This window comes from Ruegeria arenilitoris (genome assembly GCF_013035425.1).
In the GTDB taxonomy this organism is placed as follows: Bacteria; Pseudomonadota; Alphaproteobacteria; order Rhodobacterales; family Rhodobacteraceae; genus Ruegeria; species Ruegeria arenilitoris_A.
This window is the reverse complement of sequence record NZ_WQHX01000004.1, coordinates 247,364-273,049: the sequence shown is the minus strand read 5'-3', so window position 1 is coordinate 273,049 and position 25,686 is coordinate 247,364. Positions and strand designations below refer to the sequence as shown.

The following is a 25,686-nucleotide window of genomic DNA, read 5'->3' as shown; positions in this document are numbered from 1 at the left end:
AAATGACCGACTTCAAGAAAATCCTGATCGCCAATCGCGGTGAGATCGCAATTCGCGTTATGCGCGCCGCGAATGAGATGGGCAAACGAACCGTCGCTGTCTTTGCCGAAGAAGACAAACTGGGCTTGCACCGCTTCAAAGCGGATGAAGCTTACCGCATTGGCGAAGGGCTTGGACCTGTCGCAGCCTATCTGTCGATTGACGAGATCATTCGTGTGGCGAAAGCCAGCGGAGCAGATGCGATCCACCCAGGTTACGGACTGCTATCCGAAAACCCCGATTTTGTTGATGCTTGCGTGCAGAACGGCATTACCTTCATCGGGCCCAGGGCTGAAACGATGCGTGCCCTTGGAGACAAAGCAAGCGCCCGCAAAGTCGCAATCGCTGCCGATGTGCCTGTAATTCCAGCCACCGAAGTGCTGGGCGATGACATGGATGCAATCCGAAAAGAAGCAGCCGAAATTGGTTACCCGCTAATGCTCAAAGCTTCTTGGGGTGGCGGTGGACGCGGGATGCGCCCGATACTGTCGGAAGATGAGCTTGAGGAGAAGGTGCTTGAAGGTCGACGCGAGGCCGAAGCAGCCTTTGGCAATGGTGAAGGGTATCTGGAAAAAATGATCACCCGCGCACGTCACGTCGAGGTTCAGATTCTCGGAGACAAGCATGGACAGATCTATCACCTTTTCGAACGTGATTGCTCGGTCCAGCGCCGCAATCAAAAAGTCGTTGAACGCGCCCCTGCCCCATACCTCAGTGAAGCACAGCGCGCAGAGATCTGCGAACTTGGCCGCCGCATTTGCGCCCACGTGAACTATGAATGCGCCGGCACTGTCGAATTCCTCATGGATATGGAATCGGGCAAGTTCTATTTCATCGAAGTGAACCCCCGTGTGCAGGTTGAACACACCGTCACCGAAGAAGTCACTGGAATTGACATCGTTCAGGCGCAAATACTGATTGCCGAGGGCAAACCCTTGGCCGAGGCAACCGGCAAGGAAAGTCAGAAAGAGATACGCCTGAACGGTCATGCGTTGCAAACGCGCGTCACGACCGAAGACCCGCTGAACAACTTCATCCCAGACTACGGTCGTATCACCGCCTATAGGTCAGCTACAGGCATGGGCATCCGTTTGGACGGCGGCACGGCTTATGCAGGTGGGGTGATAACGCGATACTACGATTCGCTGCTGACAAAGGTGACTGCCTGGGCCCCCACGCCGGAAAAGGCCATTGCCCGGATGGATCGCGCCCTGCGTGAGTTTCGTGTGCGCGGTGTAAGTACAAATATTGCTTTTGTCGAAAACCTACTGAAACATCCGACCTTTTTGTCGAACGAATACACAACGAAATTTATTGACGAAACGCCGGACCTGTTCCAATTCAAAAAACGTCGTGATCGGGGCACCAAGGTTCTGAACTACATCGCGGACATTACAGTAAACGGTCACCCTGAAACGAAGGATCGTCCGCGCCCACGAGCCGATCTGAAAGAGGCGAAACCACCCGCACCCAGGGCCGAACCTCAGATGGGCACCCGCAATCTGCTGGAACAAAAAGGCCCTCAGGCCGTCGCGGATTGGATGAAAGCCCAACGGCAGCTTCTGATCACTGATACAACTATGCGCGACGGACATCAGTCGTTGCTTGCGACCCGGATGCGTTCGATCGACATGATCAAGGTTGCACCTAGCTACGCAGCGAATTTGCCACAGCTGTTCTCGGTCGAATGTTGGGGTGGCGCGACTTTCGATGTGGCCTACAGGTTCCTACAGGAATGCCCGTGGCAGCGGCTTCGTGACCTGCGTGAGGCAATACCAAACCTGATGACCCAGATGCTACTGCGCGGCGCTAACGGTGTTGGCTACACGAACTACCCGGACAATGTAGTGCAGGAGTTTGTGCGTCAGGCGTCGCAAAACATTGATGTATTTCGTGTGTTTGACTCGCTGAACTGGGTTGAAAACATGCGTGTGGCGATGGATGCCGTCGTTGAAAATGGAAAAATTTGCGAAGGCACAGTTTGTTACACTGGGGACATACTAGACCCGGGCAGGGCCAAATACGACCTGAAGTATTATGTTGGAATGGCGCAAGCGCTTCGCGACGCCGGTGCGCATGTTTTAGGCTTAAAAGACATGGCTGGCCTTCTGAAACCTGCTGCGGCACGAGTATTAATACGCGCGTTAAAAGAAGAAGTCGGCTTGCCAATCCATTTCCATACTCACGATACCGCCGGAATCGCAAGCGCGACCATATTAGCGGCATCCGAAGCCGGCGTAGACGCAGTGGACTGTGCGATGGACAGCTTCTCGGGCAATACGTCTCAGGCGACTTTAGGCACAGTGGTAGAAGCCTTGCGTCATACTGATCGTGACACTGGGTTGGACATCAAAGCCATCCGCGAAATCAGCGACTACTTTGAAGCGGTTCGCGGTCAATATGCAGCCTTTGAATCGGGGCTTCAGGCACCTGCATCAGAGGTCTATCTGCACGAGATGCCAGGCGGTCAGTTCACCAACCTCAAGGCGCAAGCCCGGTCCTTGGGGCTTGAGGAACGTTGGCACGAAGTCGCCAGCATGTATGCCGACGTGAACCTGATGTTCGGCGATATCGTCAAGGTAACACCGTCTTCCAAGGTCGTCGGTGACATGGCGCTGATGATGGTCAGTCAAGGCCTGACACGGGCGCAGGTGGAGGATCCTGAGACGGACGTGGCCTTCCCCGAATCTGTGGTGGACATGATGCGCGGTAATCTGGGCCAGCCTCCCAACGGGTTCCCGGACATAATCGTCAAGAAGGTGCTGAAGGATGAGGCTCCGAATACTGAAAGACCGGGAAAGCATGTCGAAGCCATTGATCTTGAAGCGACGCGGGCTGATCTTTCAAAGCAATTGGAAGGAATGGAGGTCGATGACGAAGACCTGAATGGCTATTTGATGTATCCAAAAGTGTTTTTGGATTACATGGGTCGCCATCGCAGCTATGGCCCAGTTCGCACGCTGCCGACGCGCACGTTCTTTTATGGAATGGAGCCGGGTGAGGAAATCACGGCCGAAATCGACCCGGGCAAAACATTGGAAATCCGCTGTCAGGCAATCGGTGAGACGGATGAAAATGGCGAAGTCCGGGTGTTCTTCGAGCTCAACGGGCAACCCCGCGTCGTTCGGGTACCTAACCGGTTGGTGAAAGCAACTACTGCACAGCGTCCGAAGGCTGAGCTTGGCAATGCCAATCATATTGGCGCTCCGATGCCGGGTGTTGTTGCCACAGTTGCCGTAAATCCAGGACAAGAGGTCAAAGAAGGCGACCTGCTGCTGACCATCGAGGCCATGAAAATGGAGACCGGCATCCACGCGGAACGCGACGCCGTAGTAAAATCAGTTCACGTTCAACCCGGCGGTCAGATTGATGCTAAGGATCTACTGATCGAACTGGATTAATCCGAATTTTATCGTAAGGTTTGTGTGGTCGCGCATTAAATTGCGCGACCTTTTAATTGAAACTGTGGAGCTGCCATGCTTGCCATCACACCGATTTACGCCGCATTGATTGCCGTTCTTTTCGTTTGGCTTAGCGCGAATGTAATTCGTCAACGACGGCGTGGACGGGTTTCAGTGGGTGATGGGGGCGATAAGGCCGTGCTCAAGGCGATGCGAACGCATTCAAATTGCGCTGAATACGCCCCATTTGCACTTCTGCTCGTTGCTATGGTCGAACTGCAAGGCGGCGGCGGTTTGTTGGTCAATCTTTTGGGGTTAACCCTGCTGGCAGGGCGCGTGTTGCACGCCTATGGCTTCGGAAAGACACCGCAGATCGTTGTATTTCGTCAGATTGGAATGCTGCTTACATTTGCCGCCATATTGATTTCTGCCATAGCAAACATTTTCCTAGCCCTGTAATTGGAATTCGAGGGTGCAACAGTTTCCGTCGGCGCGGTCTTTTGGTCGGCCTCTGGATTGGTCAAGTTCGAATAATTAACTGTTGTTTTTAAGTTTACCCAGTCCCAACAGTTTAGGGTAACTGCTAGGAAAACCAGTAATGCCAGCAAGACGATCTTTGCATTCTCAAACCACATTTCAGATTGATCCATTTGTTCTGATCTGCTCAGTTTTGCAGTTTTAACGCCTTAGAAGGACATTTCCGTCGCAAAGATTTTTTCGCTTTCTGCGTTTTTCCCCTTGCAGCTTTGCGTCAGAATTAATACTTCACGGCTCACTCAACGGCGCGGGCGTAGCTCAGGGGTAGAGCATAACCTTGCCAAGGTTAGGGTCGGGCGTTCGAATCGCCTCGCCCGCTCCATTGAGAGACCGACAGGTCACCGAAGTATCTGACGCGGGCGTAGCTCAGGGGTAGAGCATAACCTTGCCAAGGTTAGGGTCGGGCGTTCGAATCGCCTCGCCCGCTCCAGATACAAATTCTGAACACGCTGGTTCTTGCACACGCTATGCGCCATTGTGGTTTCAGATTAAGTTGTGTCGGAATTGTCTAATGTCGGATTACATCATTCGCCCACTTAAACTCACCGAAGTTCAGCACGCAGTTGATTGGGCTGGCCGAGAGGGATGGAACCCAGGCAAACATGACGCCGAATGCTTCCACCCGACAGACCCCGATGGGTTTCTTGGGGGTTTTCTCGACGGCGAGATGATTTCTTCTGTGTCCGCCGTGAATTACGATGACAAATTTGCATTCTTGGGTTTCTACATCGTCCGCCCAGAGTTTCGCCACCACGGCCACGGCCTTGAGATTGCGCAGCATGCTCTGGCCCATTGCAAGGGGCGCAACATGGGCTTGGATGGCGTGGTTGAACAGCAGGAAAACTACCGCAAGTCAGGATTCACCTTTGCATATAACAACTATCGTTTCGCGGGTACGAAACGTGAGATTCTGGACAAGCTTGGGCAAGCGTCGTCCCCCCAGCTGTCAGAGCTGAATAGTGCGACAGATGAACTATTAAGTTATGACCGGGCGCTCTTTCCAGCCTCGCGAGAGTTGTTTTTGCGGGACTGGTTGAATGCAGCCAGTCATGTATCTCGTAGCTATACGGAAAACGGTGTTCTGAAAGGGTACGTAACTTTACGGCCTTGCCAGACGGGGTACAAAATAGGCCCCTTGTTCGCCGACAACACCGAGATTGCGCAGCTACTTCTTGCGTCGGTTATAACGGATATTCCTGATGACCATCGGGAACATGAAATTTTCATCGATATGCCGCAACCTAACGCTGCAGCCTTTGCTTTGGCATCAGAACTAGGCCTGGAAAAAGTGTTCGAAACCGCAAGAATGTATTCCGATCACGAACCTGATATCGAACTGGAACGTGTCTACGGCGTCACCACGTTCGAATTGGGTTAGAACGCCTTGAACGTCATTGTGGTCAGTGACCGTTCGATATTCGGAATTACCAACAGGTTTTCGTCGATAAAATGGCCAACATCCTCATTCTCGGGAATGTAAAGTTTCAACAGCAAATCATATTCGCCGCTTGTCGAGTACAGTTCCGAGTGAATTTCCCGAAGCGCGATTTCTTCTGCGACTTTGTAGGTACTGCCGGGTTTACAGCGGATTTGGATGAAAACGCACGTGGACATGATTTGGCCCTGATGATTGTTGTTAAGTCAGGCTGACACGGTGGGCTTACATAGGCAATCCCCTGCAACAGTTTGGAGTGATTGGTGCAGCTGGTCTTTGAAACCCCGGCCAACCCTGTCTATAAGCGCGTCTGTAGTAAAAGGAACTCGCCCATGCGCAGCGCAAAAATAAGCCGCAGTACAGCCGAGACGGATATCTCTGTCGAAATCAACCTCGACGGAACCGGCGATTATGAAAACCAAACCGGTGTTGGTTTTTTCGACCATATGCTGGACCAATTGGCGCGCCATTCATTGATCGATATGACGATTAAAGCCAAGGGTGATTATCACATCGACGACCATCACACGGTCGAAGATACAGGAATCGCCTTGGGTCAGGCGTTGACGCAGGCGTTGGGCAATAAGAAAGGGATACGCCGTTACGGAGAGTGCCACTTGCCGATGGATGACGCCCAAGTGCGATGCGCGCTGGATTTGTCTGGCCGGCCTTTCCTGATCTGGAATATCGATTTGCCCACCCCCAAGATCGGATCGTTTGATACTGAATTGGTGCGCGAATTCTTTCAGGCATTCAGCACCCACGGCGGCATAACCCTGCACATTGACCAGTTGCACGGGTTTAATAGTCACCACATCGCCGAGGCAGCGTTTAAGGCTGTTGCGCGTGCGTTACGAGAAGCGGTTGAAACAGACCCGCGCAAGGCCGATGAGATTCCGTCGACCAAGGGCGCACTTTGAATGCTGACTGCTATAATTGACTACGAAAGCGGCAACCTTCACTCCGCCGAAAAGGCATTCCAGCGTATGGCCCAAGAGGTAAACGCTGGTGAAGTGGTCGTGACTTCGGACGCAGACGTCGTTGCACGAGCAGACCGTTTGGTTTTGCCCGGAGACGGGGCTTTTCCAGCTTGCGCAGCCGAGCTAAGGGGGCACAAAGGCATCTATGATGCGATGGTCGAGGCCGTAGAACAAAAAGGCAGACCATTTCTGGGTATATGCGTCGGCATGCAATTGATGGCGACAACTGGTCATGAATACAGTGAAACGGATGGTCTGGGCTGGATCGCAGGCGATGTCGTACGAATCGAACCCTCGGATCCGGCGTTGAAAGTTCCGCATATGGGCTGGAACGATCTGACACTGGAAAGCGGGCACCCAGTATTTGCGGGGGTAACCTCAGGCGATCACGTCTATTTTGTGCATTCCTATCATTTTCGCGTTACCAATCCGGCGCAGCGTTTGGCATACGTCGATTATGGCCAGCAGGTCACGGCTGTTGTCGGCCGAGACACTATGATTGGCATGCAGTTCCACCCTGAAAAAAGTCAGGACATAGGTTTACGAATGATTGGCAACTTTCTGACTTGGGCTCCGTGAAAAGCTATTGAACCCGTGTCCAGTCCTGCCCGCGGCAGACAAGGCCTCCGGCAACGCATCCCTTTACGGTCAGCTTGTTTTGTCCATCCAGCGACATTTTCGAATTATATGTCTTGTCTCGATCCGGCGCCCATATCTTGCCGCCATTGTAACTGCCGTCTCCCTCAGGGATCATATCCCAAATGATCTGTTTACCCAGATTTTCATAATCGAGTTGCTCGTTGCCATCCGCATCGAATGCCGTGTCGATCGTTCCGCAAATAGCGCTGCCGCATTCGGCGATGGATACGTGCAAATACCCTCCGGTGTCACCCGGAGCGGTTTTCCACAATCCATCAACCGGGTCAGCCGCGAATGCACCAGTGGCCAATACGGCAAAAGCCGCCGCAAGCTTGAACGTCTTCATGATATTCTCCCTGTTTTGTGGCCACTCTGGCCTGCTGAAACCCCATGAGCAAGATTGACTTAGCGTCGCGTTGCATCCCCTGCCCAGCATGTGCGATATCCCACGCGAACAAGTTCAATATAGGGCTGCATACCATGATCCTCTACCCCGCTATCGACCTAAAAGACGGTAACGCCGTTCGACTGCTGCGTGGTGAAATGGACAAGGCCACCGTGTTTAACGAAGATCCGGTAGAACAGGCCAGTGCATTCGTCGATGCTGGTTGTGAATGGCTGCATCTGGTTGACCTGAACGGCGCCTTTGCGGGCGAACCGGTAAACGCCGCCCCGGTCGAAGAAATCCTGAAGAATTGCGGGGTTCCAGCTCAGTTAGGGGGTGGAATCAGGGACATGACCACGATCGAAACCTGGATAGACAAAGGTTTGGCCCGGGTCATTCTGGGAACGGCGGCGGTCGAGAACCCCGAACTGGTGCACGAAGCCGCAGCGGCGTTTCCGGGCAAAGTCGCTGTCGGCATCGACGCCCGCAACGGGTTTGTCGCCACCAAGGGCTGGGCCGAGGAAACCAACGTAAAGGTTACGGACTTGGCCCGTAGCTTTGAAGACGCAGGTGTGGCGGCGATAATATACACAGACATCAACCGAGACGGTGCGATGCAGGGCCCGAATATCAAAGCCACAGCTCAACTTGCAAACTCAGTGGAAATTCCCGTTATCGCGTCCGGAGGCGTTTCTTCGATTTCTGACCTCATCGCGCTGCGGGATTGCGGCGCAGGTCTGAATGGTGCCATTTCCGGCCGTGCGCTCTATGATGGAGCAATTGATTTGAAAGATGCCCTGAAGACGCTCAAAGAATAGTTCCCTGTTGGACGAAAACGTCAAACGGTCACCGTTACCTTCACAAAGTATGCTTCACGAACGATTTAAGTCTGGAAATGTCTGGACTGCTTTTGTGTGGCATCTGAACTGCCACCTCGTGGGGCCGCAGGAAAAACCACTGCTTTTCCAGCATGGGTGACAGCGTTGGTACGCTTGCGAAGCGTTCTGGTCGACCCTATCGTCATCAGCAGAACTGGGCCGAAACCCCGGGACAATCTGGGAAATTTTCCAGTGGAACATGCTTATGAAACCGAGGTGACCGCAGGATTTGACGACCGCCATTTGGATTTTCGGGTTTCTATTCTATCAGGAACGGTCGCGTCTCTTTGCCCACATGGGTTCGCCGACATAACTTTTGCGGGCGTTTGTATTTAGCCGAAATTATGCCTTTCATATCTTGATCGCCCGAAACGCGCTTTCGCGTGTGAGCAAAGCCAGTAATTAGTCGTAGAAGGCTTATTCGGCGGCAGCAGAAGTAAGTTTAGCCAACGCACCGCGCATTTTGTCGATGACCGGGGATTTCTCCATTTTATCGAATTTATCCATGGTTTCCTTGGGGTCCTCGTATGCCAACCAGACCCGACCGCTGGCATCCTCATATACCTGAACCTTGAGAGGCAGAAACAATCCGGCACCCGGGTCGATCTGCATCGCTGGCGTCCCAAGCGCCGGATTGCCGAAAATCAAAACTTGGTTGGCAGGAATCGAAATTCCGACTTTTTCCGCTCCTGCAGCATGATCCACCCGGGCAAACACCGTGGCGCCAGCGTTATTCACGGCTGCTTCAAGGGCGTCCATCGCCTCGGTTACAGACTTGTCTGTGCCAACCTTTTTGATGTCGTCAGCAAGGGCCGTTACAGCATTCCCCAACGTCAGAAAAACAGCCAAAATCACACTGCGCATTTTGTTATCCTTTCGCTAAAATTTACTCAAAATTTCACAGGTCTTAGCCAATCTACAATCACAAGTCTGGCATCGGCGAGGCTTTGCCGTTACTGGTGCGCCAGCAAAGGACGCAGACATGCTGAAAACACGTATCATCCCTTGTCTCGATGTCGCAGACGGCCGAGTAGTCAAGGGTGTCAACTTCGTCGGCTTGCGCGATGCGGGCGATCCGGTGGAGTCAGCCAAAGCTTATGATGCTGCAGGTGCAGACGAAATCTGTTTTCTGGATATCCACGCCACTCATGAAAACAGGGGCACAATGTTCGACGTTGTACGACGAACTGCTGAACAGTGTTTTGTGCCACTAACAGTCGGTGGCGGTGTACGGACCAAAGAAGACGTGCGGGCCCTGCTGCTCGCAGGTGCCGATAAGGTTAGTTTTAATTCGGCCGCAGTAGCAAATCCCGACGTGATTGCAGAGGCCGCGGACCAGTTTGGCAGCCAATGCATTGTCTGTGCCATTGATGCCAAGACAGTCGGCCCAGGCAAGTGGGAAATATTCACCCATGGCGGACGCAAGCCGACGGGTATTGACGCAGTCGCATTCGCCAAAGAGGTAGCGGCCAAGGGAGCAGGAGAAATCCTGCTGACTTCCATGGATCGCGACGGCACTAAGTCCGGGTTCAATCTGCCTTTGACGCGCGCCATTTCCGACGCAGTTGATATACCAGTGATCGCCTCAGGCGGCGTCGGCAATCTGGATCATCTTATGGAGGGCGTCACCAAGGGGCGGGCGAGCGCGGTATTGGCAGCCTCGATCTTTCATTTCGGGGAATATACAATACGGGAAGCCAAAGAATACATGGCCGCCGCAGGCATACCAATGAGGCTGAAATGAGCATTCTTAACGATTTGGCCGCGACCATCGAGGCGCGAAAAGGCGCTGACCCCAAATCAAGCTGGACAGCGCAACTTCTGGCGAAGGGGCCTGAAAAATGCGCCGAGAAATTCGGTGAAGAGGCGATCGAAGCCATCATCGAAGCCATCAAAGGCGACCGTGATAATCTAACTAGTGAAGCTGCGGACGTGTTGTATCATTTGTTGGTTATGCTTGCGTCGCGGGATGTTTCACTGGACGACGTTTTGGCTGAACTGAGCCGCCGACAAGGCACCAGCGGAGTTACGGAAAAAGCGTCTCGATCGCAACGGTAACGTGCCGGGTTTCGTCAATCAACTTAACGTCTTATAGTGCCGATCCTAAGCGCCCGAAACACAGGACGGATCAAAGGACGAGGGAATGATCAAACCTCTTGCCCATGTGCTGACAATGCTTGCATTGCTGGCCCTTACCGCATGTTCTACGCCTCGTCCGGCCAATGAAGGCGATGTGCAAAAGCTTGCCATCGAGATTCAGGCGCTTGGGCCTGAAATTGATCCGCAGGAAGCACAACGCGCTGCCAGAGTCGCCTACGCCTATACTGCTCAGCTTGCGCAGGAATATCAGATCACTGACCCGCCTCTAATTCATAACGCCAAAGTTAACAAAGGCCTACGTCCCCGTGGTCTGTGCTGGCACTGGGCCGAGGATATCGAAAGGCGCCTCAGGCAGGAAAACTTTGAGACGCTGACAATGCATCGCGCTATCGCAAATGCGGATAACCCGTTCCGAATAGATCACAGCACAGCAATCATCAGTCGTAGGGGGGACTCGATGTACCAAGGGGTCATCTTGGACCCCTGGCGTTATGGGGGAGAATTATTCTGGGCTCCTCTGGCAGAAGACTCCCGCTACGAATGGGTGCCACGCGAAGTTGTACTGGAAAAACGGCGGCTGGACCAAGTAGCCCGACTTGCGCCGCTGGTCGTTGAGTAAAAGTTCATAGTTTCGAAGAGATCACGCCGGTTGCGAACCCACCCATTCGAAGTTCCCCGAACAGTCGTTGATATTCAATTTTAGGACAGTGGTTCATAATAACATCGACCCCACGTTCGCGAGCTGTATCCGCAGCTTCTGGGTGACTTATACCAATTTGCATCCAGATCGTTCTTAAATGTTGGAAGCAGGCCAGCGCCTCGTCCACAATAGGCGGGACTGCTTCGGACCTCCGAAAAATGTCCACCATGTCTACAGGCTGAGAAATGTCCGACAATGCCCCTTGCACTGTTTGACCGAATAGTTTCTTTCCCGCATGGCCTGGGTTTACCGGAATTACTGTGTAACCTTTTAGCGATAGATACCGCGCTACGTAGTAACTCGGCCGAACCGGGTTCATCGAAACACCGACCATAGCTATGGTTTTTGTGCGTTGCAGGACCCGTTTTAAAAACTCATCGGAATAATTTGTCATACCAAGACACTACGCGTTGCCATTTCAATAAAAAAGCGCTCAGGAGGTTCCTGAGCGCTAGTTGTTGGAACGAGGGACAGTGAAATGACCCGCGGCAGTTCCGTTCCGCGGTCACTGTGACATTTAAGCACGAGTTTAGTAAAAAAAAGAGGGCGCGCGCATTTTTGTGATGACAAACCGCGAATGGCGAAAAAACGCCTACCCCTGATACAGGACGGCGGGCCAGTGTTGGTCAGCCTGGCGGATATATCTTCCTACATTCTTTGCCCAAACTTTTTCAACCTTGGCAGAGTGAGTCAGATACAAACGGCCATTAATGATTTTCCAAGCTTTCGGGTCAGAACTCAGCAATTCTCCCTTGGCCATAGCATAGGCGCAATACCCGCCATATTGAGGCGCGAAAGCACGAGGATTGCGCTCAAAACGGTCACGATTTACCAAAGAATCAAAACGCCATTCAGCGCCTTTCCACATCAGCGAAAACCGCTTTTGCCCAATAACCGGTCCGGAAGTCCGGAAATAGGACACGGCATCATAGCCCGATACAGCGTATCCGTTACCGGCAAAAAACATAGGAAGAGTTTTAGCCCGCACCATGGGTGTAATTATCGAGCAAAACATTCCAGCAAGAAAAACTCTTCGTGGCAGCATATGCAAATCTTAGGCTTCTTATTGAAGGCTCTAACATGCCTGCATTACGAACTTACCGAAACCCCACCTGACAGGGTTGTGAACATCTGTGCCAACTTGGAGAGTTAGTCGAAGACATCCTCGATCACATCCCAAGCTTCATCCAGCACCCGCGAAAACAGGCCCTTTTTCTTTTTCTTAGGCTTTCGATGCCCTTTCTTTTGAAGATCCTGTCGCGTCGAAGCTTTCGCTAGTTTGGCTTTAGGCATCATCTTTAAGTCGTGCAAAGGCGCGCCGCAGCTGGCGCAGCTCAGCTCATGCTGTTTCTTGCCTCGCAGCACAAGGGCAGCTCGGGTACCGCAATAGCAGCAGGTAGCAATTTTATGAGGAGCGGAAATGGCGGCCTCCTATTAACCGTTTAACGACGTATATAGGGAAATTGCGGCGGCATTTGAGACATTCAATGATCCAAAACCACCGGCCGCGTCAATTTTGACTAATTGGTCGACGGTCTCTTTTGTTTTTTGCCTCAGGCCCGGCCCCTCGGCACCTAATACAAGCGCGACGGGAAGGTCGCGTTTTCCTTCCAAGGCCGCCTCGATTGTCTGTTCGGCTTCTCCGTCTAACCCCAACACAAAAAAACCCATTTCCTGCAATTCCACAATTGCGTCAGCAAGGTTGCGTACCCGTAAGTAGGGTTGCCGCTCTAACGCTCCGCTGGCAGTTTTCGCCAACGCCCCCGTTTCAGGAGCAGAATGGTGACGCGTCCCGATAACAGCGCTGGCCCCCAGCACTTCGGCAGAACGCAATATTGCGCCGACATTGTGCGGGTCTGTTACACGATCCAATAGCAATACCCGGGGGGTTTCTTGGCCAATACAGTTTTCAGCCAGCCCTCCCCAATCCAAGGGTTTAACTTCGAGTGCCGCACCTTGATGTACCGATGCCGGATCAATCGGCGCAGTGAACTTGCGGGGATCAGCCATTTCTGCATCGATGCCGGCGATCGCAATTGCCTCAGTCAGCTTGTCCCGCGCGTTCCGAGTCACGATCAGGCGCAGTTTCTGGCGCTTTGGATTCATTAGGGCATCACGCACGGCGTGCAATCCGAACAACCAGACCGTTTCTGAGGCGGCGGCCTTTCGTGCCTGTTCCTTCTCGACTACCCATTTGGGTTTCTTCATTTCTGGGCCTCCGGGCCGGGAAATACGTTTCATGCGTCTCAGCGGAATTTTCCTGTTGACGCTTCTTAGGCGCGCTAGTAATCACGCCTCCACGTCAGGTGCAACGCCTGATCGTGGGCGACAGGCCGCAAGGTGTGGCAGGGGACTGTAACTCCCTCGCGGAGACGCACGCCTGGTTCGATTCCAGGGTCGCCCACCATTTCACAACCTTAATATCCAAAAGTAATAGTTTCTTCGAAAACTTGATGGTTTGGTTTCATAAAGGCCGAGCAACACGCGCATCACGCGGCCGCGTTTCTCGTCCTATTGACACGTTCGAACCAGGCCACAATTGCATCCACGTTAGGCTCAAGCGCTTGTGCTGCACCATCAGTAAAATCTTTGAACTTTTCCTCGTTCAAACCGTTTACTCCGACCAATACCGGAATGTCCTGAGCTAGGGCCTCACCAATCACAGGTCGAAATCCGCGACCGTCGGATTCATGTTTTCCAAACTTGTTGATTATCAACAACTGTGGACCATCCGACAGTGAAGCTGTTACATACCCGACAGCCTCCTCAAGAGCAGCTGGATCCAGACGACACCCCCGCGACATCGTGCCCAGCGATTGTGAAATGCGGATCGTCGCGCCATCGGGCAGAACCCGCAGGTCCATGTCGCATTTTGTGTCGTCCGCGCATTCGGTGTTTGTCTGCACTACTCCTGAAAGTTGGGCGCCCTGGGCCAATAGTCTTTCTGCCACGGCACTGAGAAGCCTGTCAGTTGCTCCGCGATCAGTAGTGGTCACATAGGCCAAGTGCATTTGGTTGTCCTCTTAGTGCAGCATTCCAGCAATCCAGATAGCACGCATAGGCGTGCTCGGCCACTCCCCCAAGCTAAAGCAAAGTCGTTCAACTGAAAAAAGGTTCGTGCAAACCCTAGAAAATGCAGTGGAAAAAGGCGGGCCAAGCAAGCTTTGGCTCTGGTCCAAAGTTGAGGTTTTCGCAGAGGAAGACACCGCCAATAGCATTCATTTCAACGACGCGTCGATGGTCGTTGGACATCTTGCCAAACAAGTGCATCAGCTAACAAACCGAACAGAATAACAAACAATGAGCTTCTATTGATCAGAATGTTAGTGCGTGGTCACACTGTTACCTATGGGGAAATAGTTTACATAGGGTATGCCGACCCATCACACCTACTAGCGATCCACGCGTCTGGTACCCGTTGGTACGATGCAGCTGAGCACATGGGTCACTATGGAAGCTAGCAAGTCGTCCCAACCTGCTGCGGTCATATAAGAACAGAATGAGGCTTAGTTCAGAGTACGGCGTTCAGGCAATCTTTGCACCAAATAACGTGCTTGGAAGGGCTGATTTATCGCCGGACCAAGCTCTCAAAGCCCAAGAGCCTGACGCCGTTCTTCAGCAAAACCCTGTACTATTCGGTCGGCCACCAGTGCTAGAATCGCCATCGCTGCGCCAGCCGATATCCCCAACCCGACATCCGCCTGGCCCAGCGCCAAATAGATTGACTGGCCCAACCCCGTGGTACCGATCAAAGCTGCAATAACCAACATGGCAAACGCGTATAGAATGGTCTGATTCAGCCCCAATAGGATCGTAGGCGCGGCATAGGGTGCTCTTACGTCGCGCATGATTTGCCAATCGGTTGCACCACTTGAAATGGCGGCCTCCATCATTTCGTCTGGCGTGTTGACCAACCCGTGGCGAGTATAGCGTATCATCGGCACAATCGCGTATGCGCAGATCGCCAGAAAAGCCGAGAATTCACCAATTTGAAATACCATGAGAACCGGAATCAGGAACACGAACAAAGGAATTGTTTGCAGCATATCGCAGATCGGACGGACAATCTTCCAGATGGGTTCCCACACCGCACAAGCCAGACCGATCAGACCGCCAAAAACCGCACAGAAGAAAACCGCCGCCCCGCTGAGGTAGAGCGACAACAGCGCCCTTTCCCACAAACCCGACACGAGGATCGTGCTTAGTAACGCAACCACCAATACCGCAAGACGCGAACCGCCAGCAACCCAGCCAAGCGCTGCGGCACCGGTCAATACAAAGGGCCAAGGTAAGTTCGAAACACCGGTCTCGAGCATCCCAATCAGGATAAGCGCCACTAACCCACCTGTCAGATGACCACGCCAAGCAAAAACCAATGCTATTACAGCTCCAAAGACAAACAGGCCATAGCTCATCTGAGCGGTCCACTGAAAGCCCCAAGTAAACGGCAGCACGGCCTGATCCAAACCAATCCGAAGCGGTAACAGAACATAAAACAATGAGTTGTTTTTTAGAGCGTCCAGCCAAGGACCATTATTCTGGGTGAACGTCGTCAGTCCATTATCCACCGCTTGCGCAACCGGATCCAAAAGGGTCAAATCTGCCGGATTTGGAAGCCTCGCCCAGAAAACGGCCGTGAATGCCGCTGCAAAAGCCAGCATTGCCCAAACGACCTTTTGGTCGTACCTCTTACGCTCGGTCGCAAGGGTTCCACTCATCCGGTCGATTACCACCGCAAAAACTACAATGACCAAACCGGCCAGTAGCGACTCGCCGAACTGAGCCTTGCGCATGGTCAGCAGAACCTCCCAACCAATGTCGTTGAAGCCGCCAATCACGGCGGCAATAATCACCATCGAGAGGGCGGCCATCAGACATTGGTTCACGCCGACCATAATCTGAGTCGCAGCGGCGGGGATTTCGACCTGAAACAGCTGTTGGAAGCGTGTGCCACCTGACATAATGGCGGCTTCTTTTATTTCCGGTTCAACTCGCTCTAGCCCCAACATTACATTGCGAGCCATAGGAGGTGCAGCATATATGGCTGAAGCGATTAATCCGACAACCGGCCCGAATCCGAACAGTAATAAAAGCGGTGTCAGATAGGCAAATGTCGGCACGGTTTGCATTACGTCCAGCACCGCCTGAACAAATGACTTCACCTTTGGCACCTCGTTAGCGAGAATGCCTATTGCTCCACCCAGTATCAATGCAACTGGAACTGAAACGGCCACCAATGCCAGTGTGTTCATGCTTTCGGCCCAATATCCTGACGCCAAAACAAAGCTGAGACCCAAAAAGCCAAGTGCAGCCATCGGCAAGCCACCCAAATACCAGCCCAGCGCGGTTACAAGGCCTATCAGAATGGGCCAAGGAGTGTTGCTCAACACGAAATTGGCCCAGTTCATCGGATACGCCATTACGTCGGAAAACAGACGTGCAAAAGGTTTGATTGCATTTAGCGACCAGTCGAGAAAATTCCCAACCCATTGTGTAGCCGGCAATTCCCAGGCGGCTGGCCACTGGATCAACCAAGGCGCAAATCCTTCCAGAACAAGACAAACTGCACCAACGATTACAGTGATCAATGCCGCCTTCGCTCCGGCCGTCAAACGCGCGGAATCTTGTGCTGGAACATCCGTCAAAACTGTCATGTTTCGTCCACTTGCAAAGCAGCGGCTAAATCAGACGGATGTACCGTACCAACAACTTTGCCAGTGTCATCCCTGACCGGAACGGGTTCGTAAAGTTCCATGCAGTGCGCCAACGCCGCGTCAAGCGTCATCGCTGTGGTCAAACCCGGATCATCGGGGCCCGTTTCACTGCCTCTGTCGCGCATAACTGACCCAACTTTGGCGTGTTGGCCCTTTGCCACGTCCTTGGAAAACTCACGCACATAGTCGTCTACTGGGCGCAGAACTATGTCTGATGGCGTACCAATTTGAACAATTTTTCCATCGCGCATGATGGCTATTCGGTCAGCCAGCTTTAGCGCTTCGGCGATGTCATGCGTTATGAAAACAATGGATTTTTTCAAGGTCGCCTGAATGCGCAGAAATTCATCCTGCAACTGGCGGCGGATCAGCGGGTCAAGCGCCGAAAAAGGCTCATCCAGAAACCAGATGTCTGGGTTCACAGCCAAAGAGCGTGCGATGCCCACGCGCTGACGCTGACCACCAGAAAGCTGCCGAGGGAAACTATCTTCGCGCCCCTCGAGGCCGACGAGAGAAATGACTTCTTGAGCGCGGGCAAGACGTTCCTTGCGGCCCACACCCTGAACCCGCAGGGGATACGCTACGTTTTCGGCAACGGTCATGTGTGGAAACAAGCCAAAGTGTTGAAACACCATCCCAAGCTTTTTCCGCCGAAGATCGGTCAGCGCCTTCTTCGAGGCGCCTACCACGTTCTCACCCTCTACACGGATTTCGCCGCCTGTTCCCGGCAAAAGCTGAGAGATACAGCGGATAAGAGTGGATTTTCCTGAACCACTGAGCCCCATGATGACGAATAACTCGCCGTCGCGGACTTCAAAGTTGGCATCTTGCACGGCGGGTATGAAACCTGCATCGCGCAGGTCAGCTGCGGCCTGATCCGCATCATCCCCTGACCGAGACAGCGCTTCGGTCAGGGCTTTTTCAGCGCCTTGGCCAAAAACCTGCCAGAGATTCCGGCAGGCAATAGCTGGCGTATTCGTGTCAGTCACTTAAGTGAACTCACTGCGTTGCCGCGTCTACGACCGGACGCCATTTATCTTCATTTTCGGCCATCCAAGCGGCAACAACCTCTTCGACGGATCCACCGTCAACGTCAATTGCACCCATCATAGGCTGCTGATCTTCGACTGCCAGTTGATAGTTCGACAGGATTTCATAAGCAGCTGGCCATTTGTCAGCTATTCCGCTCCAACCTGCTTTGAAAATGCGTGAAGGTGCGAAGTCACAGTCATTCACAGCATTGGGGTTCGGTCCCCATGCAGGATCATTAAAGCAGGCCTCTTCACCCACCGGCAGGTCGACGAACTGAACATCATATGCAGACATTGCCCAATGTGGTTGCCAAAAGGTAATCAGAAGGGGAGATTTCCGCTCGGTCGACGCGCGGAGTTCCGCGATCAATGCACCTTCGGAGCCCGCTGGAACAGCCTTGAAAGGCAGATCGAGCCCGGTCATGCGATCCGCACCTGGGGTACCCCAGTCAGCCGGATAGTCAACCAAACGACCGCCTGGCAGCGTGTCGGCGGTAGCAAAAACTTGCGCGCATTCATTCAACGCTTCCCAAGCTGGCAAACCCGGGCAAAGTTCGGCTACATGCGCGGGATATGCGATGCCTTCCTTGGCATCCAGACCCAAATCACCCAGTTCAACAACGCCGCCTGCATCAACTTTTTTCGCATAATCGTCCGAAACGTTTGACGACCAGATTTCCATGGCGCCGTGGACTTCACCATCGGACATGGCCTGGTACATATTCATATAGCCCGCAGTAACATATTCGACGTTATATCCTGCAGCCTTGAGCATCTCACCCGCTACATGGGTCGAGATATGTTGACCGGTCCATTCATTGATCGCCAGTTTGATCGGTTCATCGACGGCGCCCATATCCGCTGCTGCAGCAGTGCTTGCCACAGTCATTGCTAAAAGGCTTACACCAAGTTTTTTCATGGAATATTCTCCCTGTCTTTTTTGATTGCCCCATGTGGCGAATTGTTCGCCCCAATGGCTTCACTTGCAGAAACTGTAAAGCAGAATGCACGAGTTAGTTCGGATGCAAAAGAGTGCACATAACGGTGTTATCGAATTTGTTGATCGATCAATCCAGCGAAACACCCCCACTCATAAGAACATCGCCCAAAGCTTCTGGTCAATTAACGGCGCTAGACTGCGGGAAATTGATTGACCAGTCAATTACAAAAGTGCGGGTCTGTGGTTCGATAAAACAAGCGACACCTTAGTTCCCGGGCTAAACAGGAAATAGGAACTTGCATACGTGAACAAAATGGCAACACTTGATGCAAGGAGGGTACGAGACATGCTTCATTTTGATGATATTTACAAATTGGCCGCAAACCGTCACGGCGGCTCGGACGCATTGGAAAGTAAGTTAGACAAGCCAAAGCCCTTGGCCGAACTGGTCGCCATGCCGGACGACCGTTGGCTTGCAACAATTACAAAGACGATCTTTCAGGCTGGGTTCAACTGGAAAGTTATCGAATCCAAGTGGGACGGGTTCGAGACCGCGTTTGATGGGTTCGACGTGGGGCGCTGCGCCTTCATGGATGACGAAAAATTCGACGCGCTATTGCAAGACACGCGTATTGTACGCAACGGGATCAAGATAGAGGCGGTCCGTGATAACGCAACCTTTCTGCTGGAACTGCGCCATGAAGGTGGGGTCGGTCAAGTACTGGGCGGCTGGCCGTCGACTGATTTCGCCGGATTGCTAGAGATGCTTGGCAAACGCGGATCGCGTTTGGGTGGAGCATCAGCGCAGTACGCGATGCGTTTTGCAGGACGTGACAGTTTCATTCTGTCCCGAGATGTGACTTCGCGACTGATTGCAGAAGGCGTGATTGACAAACCGGCGACTTCGAAAAAGGCGATGGCGGCAGTTCAGAGGGCTTTCAACTCGTGGATGGATCAGTCGGGTCGTTCGTTGACAGAAGTTAGCCGGGTTTTAGCTATGAGCCTTTGAAAACAGCTTGCAGCCCCTGCCTTGAGCATTACGGTCTAAGATATGGTGCGCCTCTTTCTAATTATTGTACTTTGTTTTTTCGCGTCCTGCGGTCGCCAACTGACCGAGCAGGAACGAGCATTTGCGAGCAACATCCAAGGAAACACGCTCGACTTGGACCGGGTTAGACTAGTCGAAGGTGCTCCGGTTGCCGCAGTCACCTATACCCGCAAGGCGCGGCCACGGTTGGCTTGTCGCGAACTAATACTTCCACCCGTTAAAACTGAGACCGTAACGGGCAGACCAGCGGCTGTCGCACTTTTTAACCGCGTTTATTTCACCAAAGACTGGTATCTGGACGATTACATGTCCAAATATCCCGACAGGGTGAACTTGATCGCCGCAATGCTACTTGCGCACGAATTGACACATGTCTGGCAGTGGCAAAATCGAGAGACAACCGGTTATCACCCTTTACGAGCTGCTGCCGAACATGGGCGCCAATCCGATCCCTATTTATTTGACCTCGATACATCCCCGGATTTCTTGGCATATGGCTACGAACAGCAAGGATCGATTGTCGAAGAATATGTATGCTGCCGTGCGCTTGACCCTGGTGCACCTCGCACGCAGCGGCTGCACGACATGCTCCAACCGCATTTTGACCTCGCATCTCTCCCCAACGGGCGCAGAGAAAGCGACGTCCTGCTTCCGTGGGATGGTGCCGAGATCGACGGTATTTGTCGCTGACTTTACTGTTCGCCTTGCAGTGTCTTGAGGTATGCAATTAAATCGGCAATCGGTTTGCTAGTCGGTATAGATTGCCCGGAGTCTGTTTTGATTGTGGTGTCCCGGCCCTCAAAAAACGGACCATAAACCGGCATTGGGCTACCATGGCTGACTAAAGGTTCTTGCCCGTCGATGCGCGCGACAACCCGCTCTGTGGGAAATTCACCGCCCGAAGTTACCAACTTTGTCAGATTGGTAGGTTGTATAACCAGCACTCCGGCCATTGGCCCATTTCCTATTGCGTCCAGCCCATGACAGGTCGCGCAATAATTCATATAGATTTCTTCCCCAGATTCTGCGTCCTGCGACCACGCTGGCACAGATATCGTAAGCGCTGCTGCTAAGGCAAAAATTTTACCTATCCAACCTGCCATAATTTCCTCCAACAAAATTAGATGAGTTCAAGCTTGCCCGACAGAGGCGATACCGCAATGATCCAGATCAACGAGATCAGCGCAGAGGTTCAACACATGGCACATTACGCGGCGATCATGCTAGCGGCTGGAATTGGTGTTCCAATTCTCGCTGCGCTGAACGCTACCCTTGGAAAAATGATCGGGTCGCCCAATGCGGCGGCTGTAATCCTGTTTGCCGTCGCACTTACCGCCTCTGTGATCGTTCTGCTCGTACTGCCAGCCGACCACGCATTCGCCAAGGCGGCAAAGGTTCCAAAACATCTGTTTCTGGGAGGTGTATTAGTTGCTTTCTACGTGCTGGCCATCACCCATGTCGCGCCTCATTTCGGGGTCGGAAACGCGGTGTTCTTAGTGTTGGTCGGACAATTAATCAGTACAGCTGTAATTGATCATTTCGGTTTATTTGGCGCTCAGGTAACGTCGCTCACTTGGATACGTGCAGGAGGTATCACCCTGATGACCATTGGCGTCGCGATCACACAGCTGGCTTAATCACTCCACTGTCCAAACGCACCGTTCGGTCCATTCGCGCCGCAAGCTCAAGGTTGTGTGTTGCGATGAGGGCGGACAGGCCTGCTTCGTGTACAAGATTCATCAAGACATCAAAAACCTGATCGGAGGTTTCAGGATCAAGATTTCCGGTGGGTTCGTCCGCCAGCAATACACGCGGCTCGTTCGCCAGCGCGCGGCAGAACGCCACTCGCTGCTGTTCCCCACCCGACAGGGCGGCAGGGCGATGATTGGCACGTTGGGCTATGCCTACCCGCTCCAACAGTTTCAGTGCGCGCTCATTCGCAGCCGTTTGTGCCACGCCGTTGGCCAGTTGAGGCAGGACAATATTTTCAAGGGCTGTAAACTCTGGCAACAGGTGGTGGAACTGGTAAACGAATCCGACATCCTTACGCCTGATCGCTGTACGAGTGCGATCTCTTTTACCAGTCGCCTCTTGCCCGGCAATCTGAACCGTGCCCGTGTCCGGTACGTCCAGCAACCCTGCAATATGCAGCAAAGTGGATTTTCCGGCTCCGGATGGCGCTACCAGCGCAACCGCCTCTCCGGCACGCAGTTCCAGATCGGCTCCGCGCAATACCTCAATTTCGCCGGGTGTTCCTTTGAGATAGGTTTTGCTGAGACCCTGCAACCTTAGAGTGACATCATTCATAGCGCAGCGCCTCAACCGGATTTAGCCGAGCTGCGCGGCGGGCCGGGAAATATGTCACGAAAAAGGACAATCCAAGAGACAGGGCGACGGCCTTAAGCACATCTGAAAGATGCAGTTCGGCAGGCAACGCATAGATTCCTCGGATGGCAGGGTCCCATACACCACCGCCCATCGCATAGTTTACGAAAGAAAAGATAGGATCGATGTAAAGCGCAAAAAGACACCCGAGGACTACGCCCATCGCAGTACCGATAATTCCGGTGAACGCACCGCAGATAAAAAACACGCGCAGAACCGAGCCCTCGCTCAATCCTATGGTTCGTAATATGCCAATGTCCCGCCCCTTGTTTTTTACCAACATAATGAGCCCCGACACGATGTTCATCGCGGCGATCAAAACGAGGATCGACAAAATGATGAACATCACATTGTCTTCGACCTCAAGCGCCCTGAGAAATCCACCCGAAGCATCTTGCCAGGTCCATACCCGTGATCGGCCTCCTGCGGCCTCGAGGATCGGTATCAGCACAGGGTTCATGTTCTCTGGCTGTTCCACCATGACCTCGATCTCGTCCGCGGCGCCTTCGCGGTTAAAAAAGCTCTGCGCCTCTTCAAACGGCATGTAAAGCCGTGTCCGGTCGATGTCATAACGACCAGAAGAAAACACATAGACCACGTCGTATGCATTTACCCGCGGGGATGTTCCAAAAGCCGTCTTCACCCCATTGGGCGAGGTCATCTTGATTTTGTCGCCGACCGTGGCACCGATTGCACGTGCAACGCCCGAGCCGATCGCGACGCCTTCCGCGAACTGCGAAAGATCCCCTATCGCCTTATCGCTATCAGCGATTCCGGGAAGAGTAAGCAGGTCGTCAGCACGAATACCGAACACTTCGACGCCGGTACTTCGTTCGCGCTTTGTTAAAAGTACTTGCCCTTTGACCAACGGCGCTGTGCGCGCAACACCCGAAACCTGGGCGATCCGTGCCGCCATGTCGTCATAGTCGGCGATGGTCCGGTCAACGCGGCCCTGTGCGTCGATTTCCCCAGACGAGTAGACTGTTACATGCGCATTCGCACCTAAAATCGTGCCCACGAACTCGGAACGAAACCCCGACCGCACCGCCAGCGTTGCGATTAAGGCAAATACTGCCAAAGTAATACCGATCAGCGAAATCCAGGTCATTACGCTTACACCACCTTCAGCGCGGCGGGCGCGAAGATATCGCCAAGCAATTTTCCACTCGAAAGGCGCAAAAGGAGGAGGGGTTTTGGTCATTCAGGCTCCGGGCGTTTTATGCTGTGGCGACCCTTTCGGCAATTTATCGGATGGTCAAGCCGATCATCATTTATTGGCAATCTATTTAACGTTCTCAGGCTCATAACCTCAGCCGAATCTATTGTGAAACGAATCAACTTTAAGCTTCATCGCCGCCGCTCTATCCATTGGCGAGAAACTGCCGGAAAAAATATACTCCAAGTTGTGACCCCCTTCACAGGCAAGGACTTATTGTTTCAGTAATGAAGTTAATGCGCGCAATTCGCGAGGTACTGAATTCTAAATGCAACATTAACTGAGCAATTTTATTCCACGTTTTGCTTATTTTTCGAAACTTTGACACCCTTTCATGGGGGAACACATTTTCAGAGCGGGGGTCGCTCATGAGTATTCAAGAAAACGTAGGGGGGAAGGGCCCGATACCGGCCCGAAAATCAACAACAGAACTGGATTGCGAATCCGCAGCGTTGTTGCGTGCGGCCATTCGCCCAATATTTGACAGCGCGGCGAGTTGGGGAAATCTGGCGGACTTGCTGACCCAGAAGGGTTATCGGCTAGCGTTCCGTCAAGGAATTCTTTGCGTAACCGATCGAACTACTGACGAACGCGTCTGCGGCCTAAGATTTTTGGGGTTCGAATTCCGGGAGCTTGTTCGTCGCATGGGGCGCCCGATTGTCGTGGCTCGCGGCAGCGAAGCAGACGGTGACGTGTTGGCCGCGCGGCCAACACAAAACGACACCTGACATTATTTATGAACTGAACCGCCCTAGCATCAGGCAATTTTTGCGTATATTTGAGCAACCTTGGCTACTGCTGCCTCGGGGCTAAGCTCTTCGCTTTCACCGGTACGGCGGCTGGTTAGTTCGACGACACCGTTTTTCAATCCGCGCGGGCCCACGGTGATCCGCCAGGGCAAACCGATTAGATCCATCGTTGCGAATTTGCCCCCTGCCCTTTCATTGCGATCATCATACAACGGCTCCAACCCCAACGCGGTCAACGCGTCGTAGATCGATTCACAAGCAGTGTCTGCTTCATCATCACCTTGCTTCAGATTCACAATCCCACAATGAAATGGGGTCACGCCTTCTGGCCAGATTATACCTTTGTCGTCATGGCTCGCCTCGATAATTGCGCCGACCAAACGGCTAACACCAATCCCATGACTACCCATGTGGACCGGTAACGGCTTACCGTCCGGCCCCTGAACCGTCGCGCCCATCGCTTCAGAGTACTTGGTGCCAAAATAAAAGATCTGTCCCACTTCGATCCCTCGCGCAATCCGGCGGCGTTCCTCAGGGACCTCATTAAACAAGGCCTCATCATGAGTTTCATCTGTGCGAGCGTATTTCGAGGTAAACTCTTCCAATATTGCCTGACACTGATCACGAGAATCATAGTCGATCTCGCGGTCACCAAAAGTCAGGTCTGTGACTGCGCTGTCGTAGAAGACCTCGGACTCACCTGTGTCGGCCAGCACCAGAAATTCATGTGTATCGTCGCCGCCTATTGGGCCAGAATCGGCGCGCATCGGTATGGCCTGCAGGCCCATGCGTTCGTAAGTGCGCAAATAACTAACCAAATGGCGGTTGTATGCGTGCAGGGCATCCTCTTTCGTCAGATCAAAGTTGTAACCGTCTTTCATATAAAACTCACGGCCACGCATCACGCCGAAACGTGGACGTATTTCGTCGCGAAATTTCCACTGTATCTGGTAAAGAGTAAGAGGCAGATCTTTGTAACTACTGACATGTCCGCGGAAGATGTCCGTCACTAGTTCCTCGGCAGTGGGCGTATATAACATATCCCGGCCATGGCGATCCTGCATTCGCAACATTTCCTGACCATAGTCGTCATAGCGCCCTGACTCGCGCCACAGGTCTGCGGATTGTAAAATGGGCATCTGGATGGCGATATGACCGGCACGCGCCTGCTCTTCGTGTACAATATTTTCCAGTTTGCGCAGAACTTTGAAACCCAACGGCAACCAGGAGTATATACCGGCGGCGGCCTGTTTGATCATACCAGCGCGCAGCATCAACCGGTGGCTGACGATCTGGGCCTCGGACGGGTTTTCCTTGAGCACGGGCAGAAAGTATCGGCTGAGGCGCATTTTTTGACCTTCAAAGGTAAGAATTCGACTTCAACCGTGATTATGCCAAAGCTACGCCGGGGGCAATCGCGCTTCGGTCTTTTTTGAGACCGGACGTCAGTGGTCATTCGTTCAACTTGGTCGGGTGGTATTTCGAGTGGAATGAGAATTTCAGAATTGG

The 25,686-nt window shown here is 52.9% G+C and carries 30 protein-coding genes and 3 tRNA genes; 18 read left to right on the top strand and 15 right to left on the bottom strand.

Features of this window, described 5'->3' with window-relative positions:
• The first annotated feature begins 2 nt into the window (after positions 1–2).
• From GOV45_RS13840 to GOV45_RS13820, 5 genes are all read left to right on the top strand, one after another.
• Positions 3–3,440, top strand: a complete 3,438-nt coding sequence (locus GOV45_RS13840) for a pyruvate carboxylase (RefSeq protein ID WP_170478814.1) — start codon at positions 3–5, stop codon at positions 3,438–3,440.
• Between the two features lie 75 nt (positions 3,441–3,515).
• Complete coding sequence (locus GOV45_RS13835) at positions 3,516–3,899, top strand: MAPEG family protein (protein ID WP_170478813.1); 384 nt, start codon at positions 3,516–3,518, stop codon at positions 3,897–3,899.
• A 325-nt stretch (positions 3,900–4,224) separates the two neighbouring features.
• Positions 4,225–4,299, top strand: a tRNA-Gly gene (locus GOV45_RS13830).
• 33 nt (positions 4,300–4,332) lie between these two features.
• Positions 4,333–4,407, top strand: a tRNA-Gly gene (locus GOV45_RS13825).
• An 81-nt stretch (positions 4,408–4,488) separates the two neighbouring features.
• A complete protein-coding gene (locus GOV45_RS13820) occupies positions 4,489–5,355 on the top strand; it encodes a GNAT family N-acetyltransferase (RefSeq protein ID WP_170478811.1) in 867 nt (288 codons plus the stop codon).
• Here the strand turns inward: GOV45_RS13820 and GOV45_RS13815 are convergent.
• Positions 5,352–5,591, bottom strand: coding sequence for an Lrp/AsnC ligand binding domain-containing protein (locus tag GOV45_RS13815; protein ID WP_170478809.1), 240 nt, complete (start codon positions 5,589–5,591; stop codon positions 5,352–5,354). The two genes, GOV45_RS13820 and GOV45_RS13815, sit on opposite strands and share 4 nt — an antisense overlap.
• Before the next feature lie 153 nt (positions 5,592–5,744).
• Here GOV45_RS13815 and hisB point away from each other — a divergent pair, with 153 nt between their 5' ends.
• Both hisB and hisH read left to right on the top strand, forming a co-directional pair.
• Positions 5,745–6,332, top strand: coding sequence for an imidazoleglycerol-phosphate dehydratase HisB (gene hisB, locus GOV45_RS13810; RefSeq protein ID WP_170478807.1), 588 nt, complete (start codon positions 5,745–5,747; stop codon positions 6,330–6,332).
• Entirely contained in the window at positions 6,333–6,971 is a 639-nt protein-coding gene (gene hisH, locus GOV45_RS13805) for an imidazole glycerol phosphate synthase subunit HisH (protein ID WP_170478805.1), read from the top strand. It abuts the gene before it with no gap.
• A 4-nt stretch (positions 6,972–6,975) separates the two neighbouring features.
• On the opposite strand, the gene GOV45_RS13800 is transcribed toward hisH, so the two are convergent.
• Positions 6,976–7,377 (bottom strand): DUF2147 domain-containing protein, encoded by a 402-nt coding sequence (locus GOV45_RS13800; protein WP_170478803.1) that lies wholly within the window; start codon positions 7,375–7,377, stop codon positions 6,976–6,978.
• 134 nt (positions 7,378–7,511) lie between these two features.
• Between GOV45_RS13800 and hisA the strand changes: the two genes are divergently transcribed.
• Both hisA and GOV45_RS23640 read left to right on the top strand, forming a co-directional pair.
• On the top strand, positions 7,512–8,234 hold the full coding sequence (gene hisA / locus GOV45_RS13795; protein ID WP_170479043.1) for a 1-(5-phosphoribosyl)-5-[(5-phosphoribosylamino)methylideneamino]imidazole-4-carboxamide isomerase: 723 nt from the start codon (positions 7,512–7,514) through the stop codon (positions 8,232–8,234).
• A gap of 96 nt (positions 8,235–8,330) precedes the next feature.
• Positions 8,331–8,630, top strand: a complete 300-nt coding sequence (locus GOV45_RS23640) for a DUF2867 domain-containing protein (RefSeq protein WP_367648679.1) — start codon at positions 8,331–8,333, stop codon at positions 8,628–8,630.
• A gap of 81 nt (positions 8,631–8,711) precedes the next feature.
• Here the strand turns inward: GOV45_RS23640 and GOV45_RS13785 are convergent, their stop codons facing one another.
• Positions 8,712–9,158, bottom strand: a complete 447-nt coding sequence (locus GOV45_RS13785; protein WP_170478802.1) for a DUF302 domain-containing protein — start codon at positions 9,156–9,158, stop codon at positions 8,712–8,714.
• Positions 9,159–9,276: 118 nt separating this feature from the next.
• On the opposite strand from GOV45_RS13785, the gene hisF reads away from it, so the two are divergent.
• The 3 genes from hisF to GOV45_RS13770 all read left to right on the top strand — a co-directional run bounded on the left by hisF (position 9,277) and on the right by GOV45_RS13770 (position 11,013).
• Complete coding sequence (hisF, locus tag GOV45_RS13780; protein WP_170478800.1) at positions 9,277–10,038, top strand: imidazole glycerol phosphate synthase subunit HisF; 762 nt, start codon at positions 9,277–9,279, stop codon at positions 10,036–10,038.
• Complete coding sequence (locus tag GOV45_RS13775; RefSeq protein WP_170478798.1) at positions 10,035–10,352, top strand: phosphoribosyl-ATP diphosphatase; 318 nt, start codon at positions 10,035–10,037, stop codon at positions 10,350–10,352. Before hisF ends, GOV45_RS13775 begins: the two co-directional genes overlap by 4 nt.
• Before the next feature lie 85 nt (positions 10,353–10,437).
• Entirely contained in the window at positions 10,438–11,013 is a 576-nt protein-coding gene (locus tag GOV45_RS13770) for a hypothetical protein (RefSeq protein ID WP_170478797.1), read from the top strand.
• A gap of 4 nt (positions 11,014–11,017) precedes the next feature.
• On the opposite strand, the gene GOV45_RS13765 is transcribed toward GOV45_RS13770, so the two are convergent.
• The 4 genes from GOV45_RS13765 to rlmB form a co-directional block, all read right to left on the bottom strand.
• Complete coding sequence (locus GOV45_RS13765; protein WP_170478795.1) at positions 11,018–11,488, bottom strand: CoA-binding protein; 471 nt, start codon at positions 11,486–11,488, stop codon at positions 11,018–11,020.
• Positions 11,489–11,686: 198 nt separating this feature from the next.
• On the bottom strand, positions 11,687–12,109 hold the full coding sequence (locus tag GOV45_RS13760; protein WP_170478793.1) for a YHS domain-containing (seleno)protein: 423 nt from the start codon (positions 12,107–12,109) through the stop codon (positions 11,687–11,689).
• 134 nt (positions 12,110–12,243) lie between these two features.
• Positions 12,244–12,516: a hypothetical protein gene (locus GOV45_RS23720; protein WP_170479041.1), complete on the bottom strand. Its 273-nt coding sequence runs from the start codon at positions 12,514–12,516 to the stop codon at positions 12,244–12,246.
• 12 nt (positions 12,517–12,528) lie between these two features.
• Positions 12,529–13,302, bottom strand: a complete 774-nt coding sequence (gene rlmB / locus GOV45_RS13750; RefSeq protein WP_170478791.1) for a 23S rRNA (guanosine(2251)-2'-O)-methyltransferase RlmB — start codon at positions 13,300–13,302, stop codon at positions 12,529–12,531.
• A gap of 115 nt (positions 13,303–13,417) precedes the next feature.
• Between rlmB and GOV45_RS13745 the strand changes: the two genes are divergently transcribed.
• A tRNA-Tyr gene (locus GOV45_RS13745) sits at positions 13,418–13,501 on the top strand.
• An 82-nt stretch (positions 13,502–13,583) separates the two neighbouring features.
• On the opposite strand, the gene GOV45_RS13740 is transcribed toward GOV45_RS13745, so the two are convergent.
• Positions 13,584–14,105 carry a DUF2478 domain-containing protein gene (locus GOV45_RS13740; protein WP_170478789.1) on the bottom strand — a complete coding sequence of 174 codons (522 nt, stop codon included), beginning with the start codon at positions 14,103–14,105 and terminating at the stop codon, positions 13,584–13,586.
• A gap of 300 nt (positions 14,106–14,405) precedes the next feature.
• Between GOV45_RS13740 and GOV45_RS13735 the strand changes: the two genes are divergently transcribed.
• The gene (locus GOV45_RS13735) at positions 14,406–14,555 is read left to right on the top strand and encodes a hypothetical protein (protein WP_170478787.1); all 150 of its coding nucleotides are present in this window, start codon (positions 14,406–14,408) and stop codon (positions 14,553–14,555) included.
• A 126-nt stretch (positions 14,556–14,681) separates the two neighbouring features.
• Here GOV45_RS13735 and GOV45_RS13730 read toward each other — a convergent pair whose 3' ends face one another.
• The 3 genes from GOV45_RS13730 to GOV45_RS13720 are packed head-to-tail and all read right to left on the bottom strand — an operon-like array spanning position 14,682 to position 18,758.
• On the bottom strand, positions 14,682–16,748 hold the full coding sequence (locus tag GOV45_RS13730) for an ABC transporter permease (protein WP_170478786.1): 2,067 nt from the start codon (positions 16,746–16,748) through the stop codon (positions 14,682–14,684).
• Entirely contained in the window at positions 16,745–17,797 is a 1,053-nt protein-coding gene (locus GOV45_RS13725; protein ID WP_170478784.1) for a betaine/proline/choline family ABC transporter ATP-binding protein, read from the bottom strand. The genes GOV45_RS13730 and GOV45_RS13725 overlap by 4 nt, the downstream gene beginning before the upstream one ends.
• 10 nt (positions 17,798–17,807) lie before the next feature.
• Complete coding sequence (locus GOV45_RS13720; protein WP_170478782.1) at positions 17,808–18,758, bottom strand: ABC transporter substrate-binding protein; 951 nt, start codon at positions 18,756–18,758, stop codon at positions 17,808–17,810.
• Between the two features lie 367 nt (positions 18,759–19,125).
• On the opposite strand from GOV45_RS13720, the gene GOV45_RS13715 reads away from it, so the two are divergent.
• Both GOV45_RS13715 and GOV45_RS13710 read left to right on the top strand, forming a co-directional pair.
• Positions 19,126–19,788, top strand: a complete 663-nt coding sequence (locus tag GOV45_RS13715; protein WP_170478779.1) for a DNA-3-methyladenine glycosylase I — start codon at positions 19,126–19,128, stop codon at positions 19,786–19,788.
• Between the two features lie 42 nt (positions 19,789–19,830).
• Positions 19,831–20,517: a hypothetical protein gene (locus GOV45_RS13710; protein ID WP_170478777.1), complete on the top strand. Its 687-nt coding sequence runs from the start codon at positions 19,831–19,833 to the stop codon at positions 20,515–20,517.
• Positions 20,518–20,519: 2 nt separating this feature from the next.
• Here the strand turns inward: GOV45_RS13710 and GOV45_RS13705 are convergent, their stop codons facing one another.
• A complete protein-coding gene (locus GOV45_RS13705; protein ID WP_170478775.1) occupies positions 20,520–20,930 on the bottom strand; it encodes a c-type cytochrome in 411 nt (136 codons plus the stop codon).
• Between the two features lie 96 nt (positions 20,931–21,026).
• Here GOV45_RS13705 and GOV45_RS13700 point away from each other — a divergent pair, with 96 nt between their 5' ends.
• Positions 21,027–21,464 carry a DMT family transporter gene (locus GOV45_RS13700; protein WP_170479039.1) on the top strand — a complete coding sequence of 146 codons (438 nt, stop codon included), beginning with the start codon at positions 21,027–21,029 and terminating at the stop codon, positions 21,462–21,464.
• Here the strand turns inward: GOV45_RS13700 and GOV45_RS13695 are convergent.
• Together GOV45_RS13695 and GOV45_RS13690 are read right to left on the bottom strand one after the other, a co-directional pair.
• Positions 21,448–22,134 carry an ABC transporter ATP-binding protein gene (locus GOV45_RS13695; RefSeq protein ID WP_170478773.1) on the bottom strand — a complete coding sequence of 229 codons (687 nt, stop codon included), beginning with the start codon at positions 22,132–22,134 and terminating at the stop codon, positions 21,448–21,450. The two genes, GOV45_RS13700 and GOV45_RS13695, sit on opposite strands and share 17 nt — an antisense overlap.
• Entirely contained in the window at positions 22,127–23,413 is a 1,287-nt protein-coding gene (locus GOV45_RS13690; RefSeq protein WP_170478771.1) for a lipoprotein-releasing ABC transporter permease subunit, read from the bottom strand. Before GOV45_RS13690 ends, GOV45_RS13695 begins: the two co-directional genes overlap by 8 nt.
• Before the next feature lie 383 nt (positions 23,414–23,796).
• On the opposite strand from GOV45_RS13690, the gene GOV45_RS13685 reads away from it, so the two are divergent.
• Positions 23,797–24,156, top strand: a complete 360-nt coding sequence (locus GOV45_RS13685; protein ID WP_170478769.1) for a hypothetical protein — start codon at positions 23,797–23,799, stop codon at positions 24,154–24,156.
• A gap of 29 nt (positions 24,157–24,185) precedes the next feature.
• Here GOV45_RS13685 and proS read toward each other — a convergent pair whose 3' ends face one another.
• A complete protein-coding gene (gene proS, locus GOV45_RS13680) occupies positions 24,186–25,526 on the bottom strand; it encodes a proline--tRNA ligase (protein WP_170478768.1) in 1,341 nt (446 codons plus the stop codon).
• Positions 25,527–25,686 lie beyond the last annotated feature (160 nt).

Coding starts and splice junctions, on each gene's coding strand:
- GOV45_RS13800 (WP_170478803.1), bottom strand. CDS start 7,377: ATGAAGACGTTCAAGCTTGCGGCGGCTTTTGCCGTATTGGCCACTGGT.
- GOV45_RS13690 (WP_170478771.1), bottom strand. CDS start 23,413: ATGACCAAAACCCCTCCTCCTTTTGCGCCTTTCGAGTGGAAAATTGCT.
- GOV45_RS13685 (WP_170478769.1), top strand. CDS start 23,797: ATGAGTATTCAAGAAAACGTAGGGGGGAAGGGCCCGATACCGGCCCGA.
- GOV45_RS13710 (WP_170478777.1), top strand. CDS start 19,831: ATGGTGCGCCTCTTTCTAATTATTGTACTTTGTTTTTTCGCGTCCTGC.
- GOV45_RS13765 (WP_170478795.1), bottom strand. CDS start 11,488: ATGACAAATTATTCCGATGAGTTTTTAAAACGGGTCCTGCAACGCACA.
- GOV45_RS13760 (WP_170478793.1), bottom strand. CDS start 12,109: ATGTTTTGCTCGATAATTACACCCATGGTGCGGGCTAAAACTCTTCCT.
- GOV45_RS13730 (WP_170478786.1), bottom strand. CDS start 16,748: ATGACAGTTTTGACGGATGTTCCAGCACAAGATTCCGCGCGTTTGACG.
- GOV45_RS13815 (WP_170478809.1), bottom strand. CDS start 5,591: ATGTCCACGTGCGTTTTCATCCAAATCCGCTGTAAACCCGGCAGTACC.
- GOV45_RS13785 (WP_170478802.1), bottom strand. CDS start 9,158: ATGCGCAGTGTGATTTTGGCTGTTTTTCTGACGTTGGGGAATGCTGTA.
- GOV45_RS13840 (WP_170478814.1), top strand. CDS start 3: ATGACCGACTTCAAGAAAATCCTGATCGCCAATCGCGGTGAGATCGCA.
- GOV45_RS13705 (WP_170478775.1), bottom strand. CDS start 20,930: ATGGCAGGTTGGATAGGTAAAATTTTTGCCTTAGCAGCAGCGCTTACG.
- hisF (WP_170478800.1), top strand. CDS start 9,277: ATGCTGAAAACACGTATCATCCCTTGTCTCGATGTCGCAGACGGCCGA.
- GOV45_RS13820 (WP_170478811.1), top strand. CDS start 4,489: ATGTCGGATTACATCATTCGCCCACTTAAACTCACCGAAGTTCAGCAC.
- hisH (WP_170478805.1), top strand. CDS start 6,333: ATGCTGACTGCTATAATTGACTACGAAAGCGGCAACCTTCACTCCGCC.
- GOV45_RS13770 (WP_170478797.1), top strand. CDS start 10,438: ATGATCAAACCTCTTGCCCATGTGCTGACAATGCTTGCATTGCTGGCC.
- GOV45_RS13715 (WP_170478779.1), top strand. CDS start 19,126: ATGCTTCATTTTGATGATATTTACAAATTGGCCGCAAACCGTCACGGC.
- GOV45_RS13775 (WP_170478798.1), top strand. CDS start 10,035: ATGAGCATTCTTAACGATTTGGCCGCGACCATCGAGGCGCGAAAAGGC.
- GOV45_RS13700 (WP_170479039.1), top strand. CDS start 21,027: ATGGCACATTACGCGGCGATCATGCTAGCGGCTGGAATTGGTGTTCCA.
- GOV45_RS13740 (WP_170478789.1), bottom strand. CDS start 14,105: ATGCACTTGGCCTATGTGACCACTACTGATCGCGGAGCAACTGACAGG.
- hisA (WP_170479043.1), top strand. CDS start 7,512: ATGATCCTCTACCCCGCTATCGACCTAAAAGACGGTAACGCCGTTCGA.
- GOV45_RS13835 (WP_170478813.1), top strand. CDS start 3,516: ATGCTTGCCATCACACCGATTTACGCCGCATTGATTGCCGTTCTTTTC.
- proS (WP_170478768.1), bottom strand. CDS start 25,526: ATGCGCCTCAGCCGATACTTTCTGCCCGTGCTCAAGGAAAACCCGTCC.
- hisB (WP_170478807.1), top strand. CDS start 5,745: ATGCGCAGCGCAAAAATAAGCCGCAGTACAGCCGAGACGGATATCTCT.
- rlmB (WP_170478791.1), bottom strand. CDS start 13,302: ATGAAGAAACCCAAATGGGTAGTCGAGAAGGAACAGGCACGAAAGGCC.
- GOV45_RS13695 (WP_170478773.1), bottom strand. CDS start 22,134: ATGAATGATGTCACTCTAAGGTTGCAGGGTCTCAGCAAAACCTATCTC.
- GOV45_RS13720 (WP_170478782.1), bottom strand. CDS start 18,758: ATGAAAAAACTTGGTGTAAGCCTTTTAGCAATGACTGTGGCAAGCACT.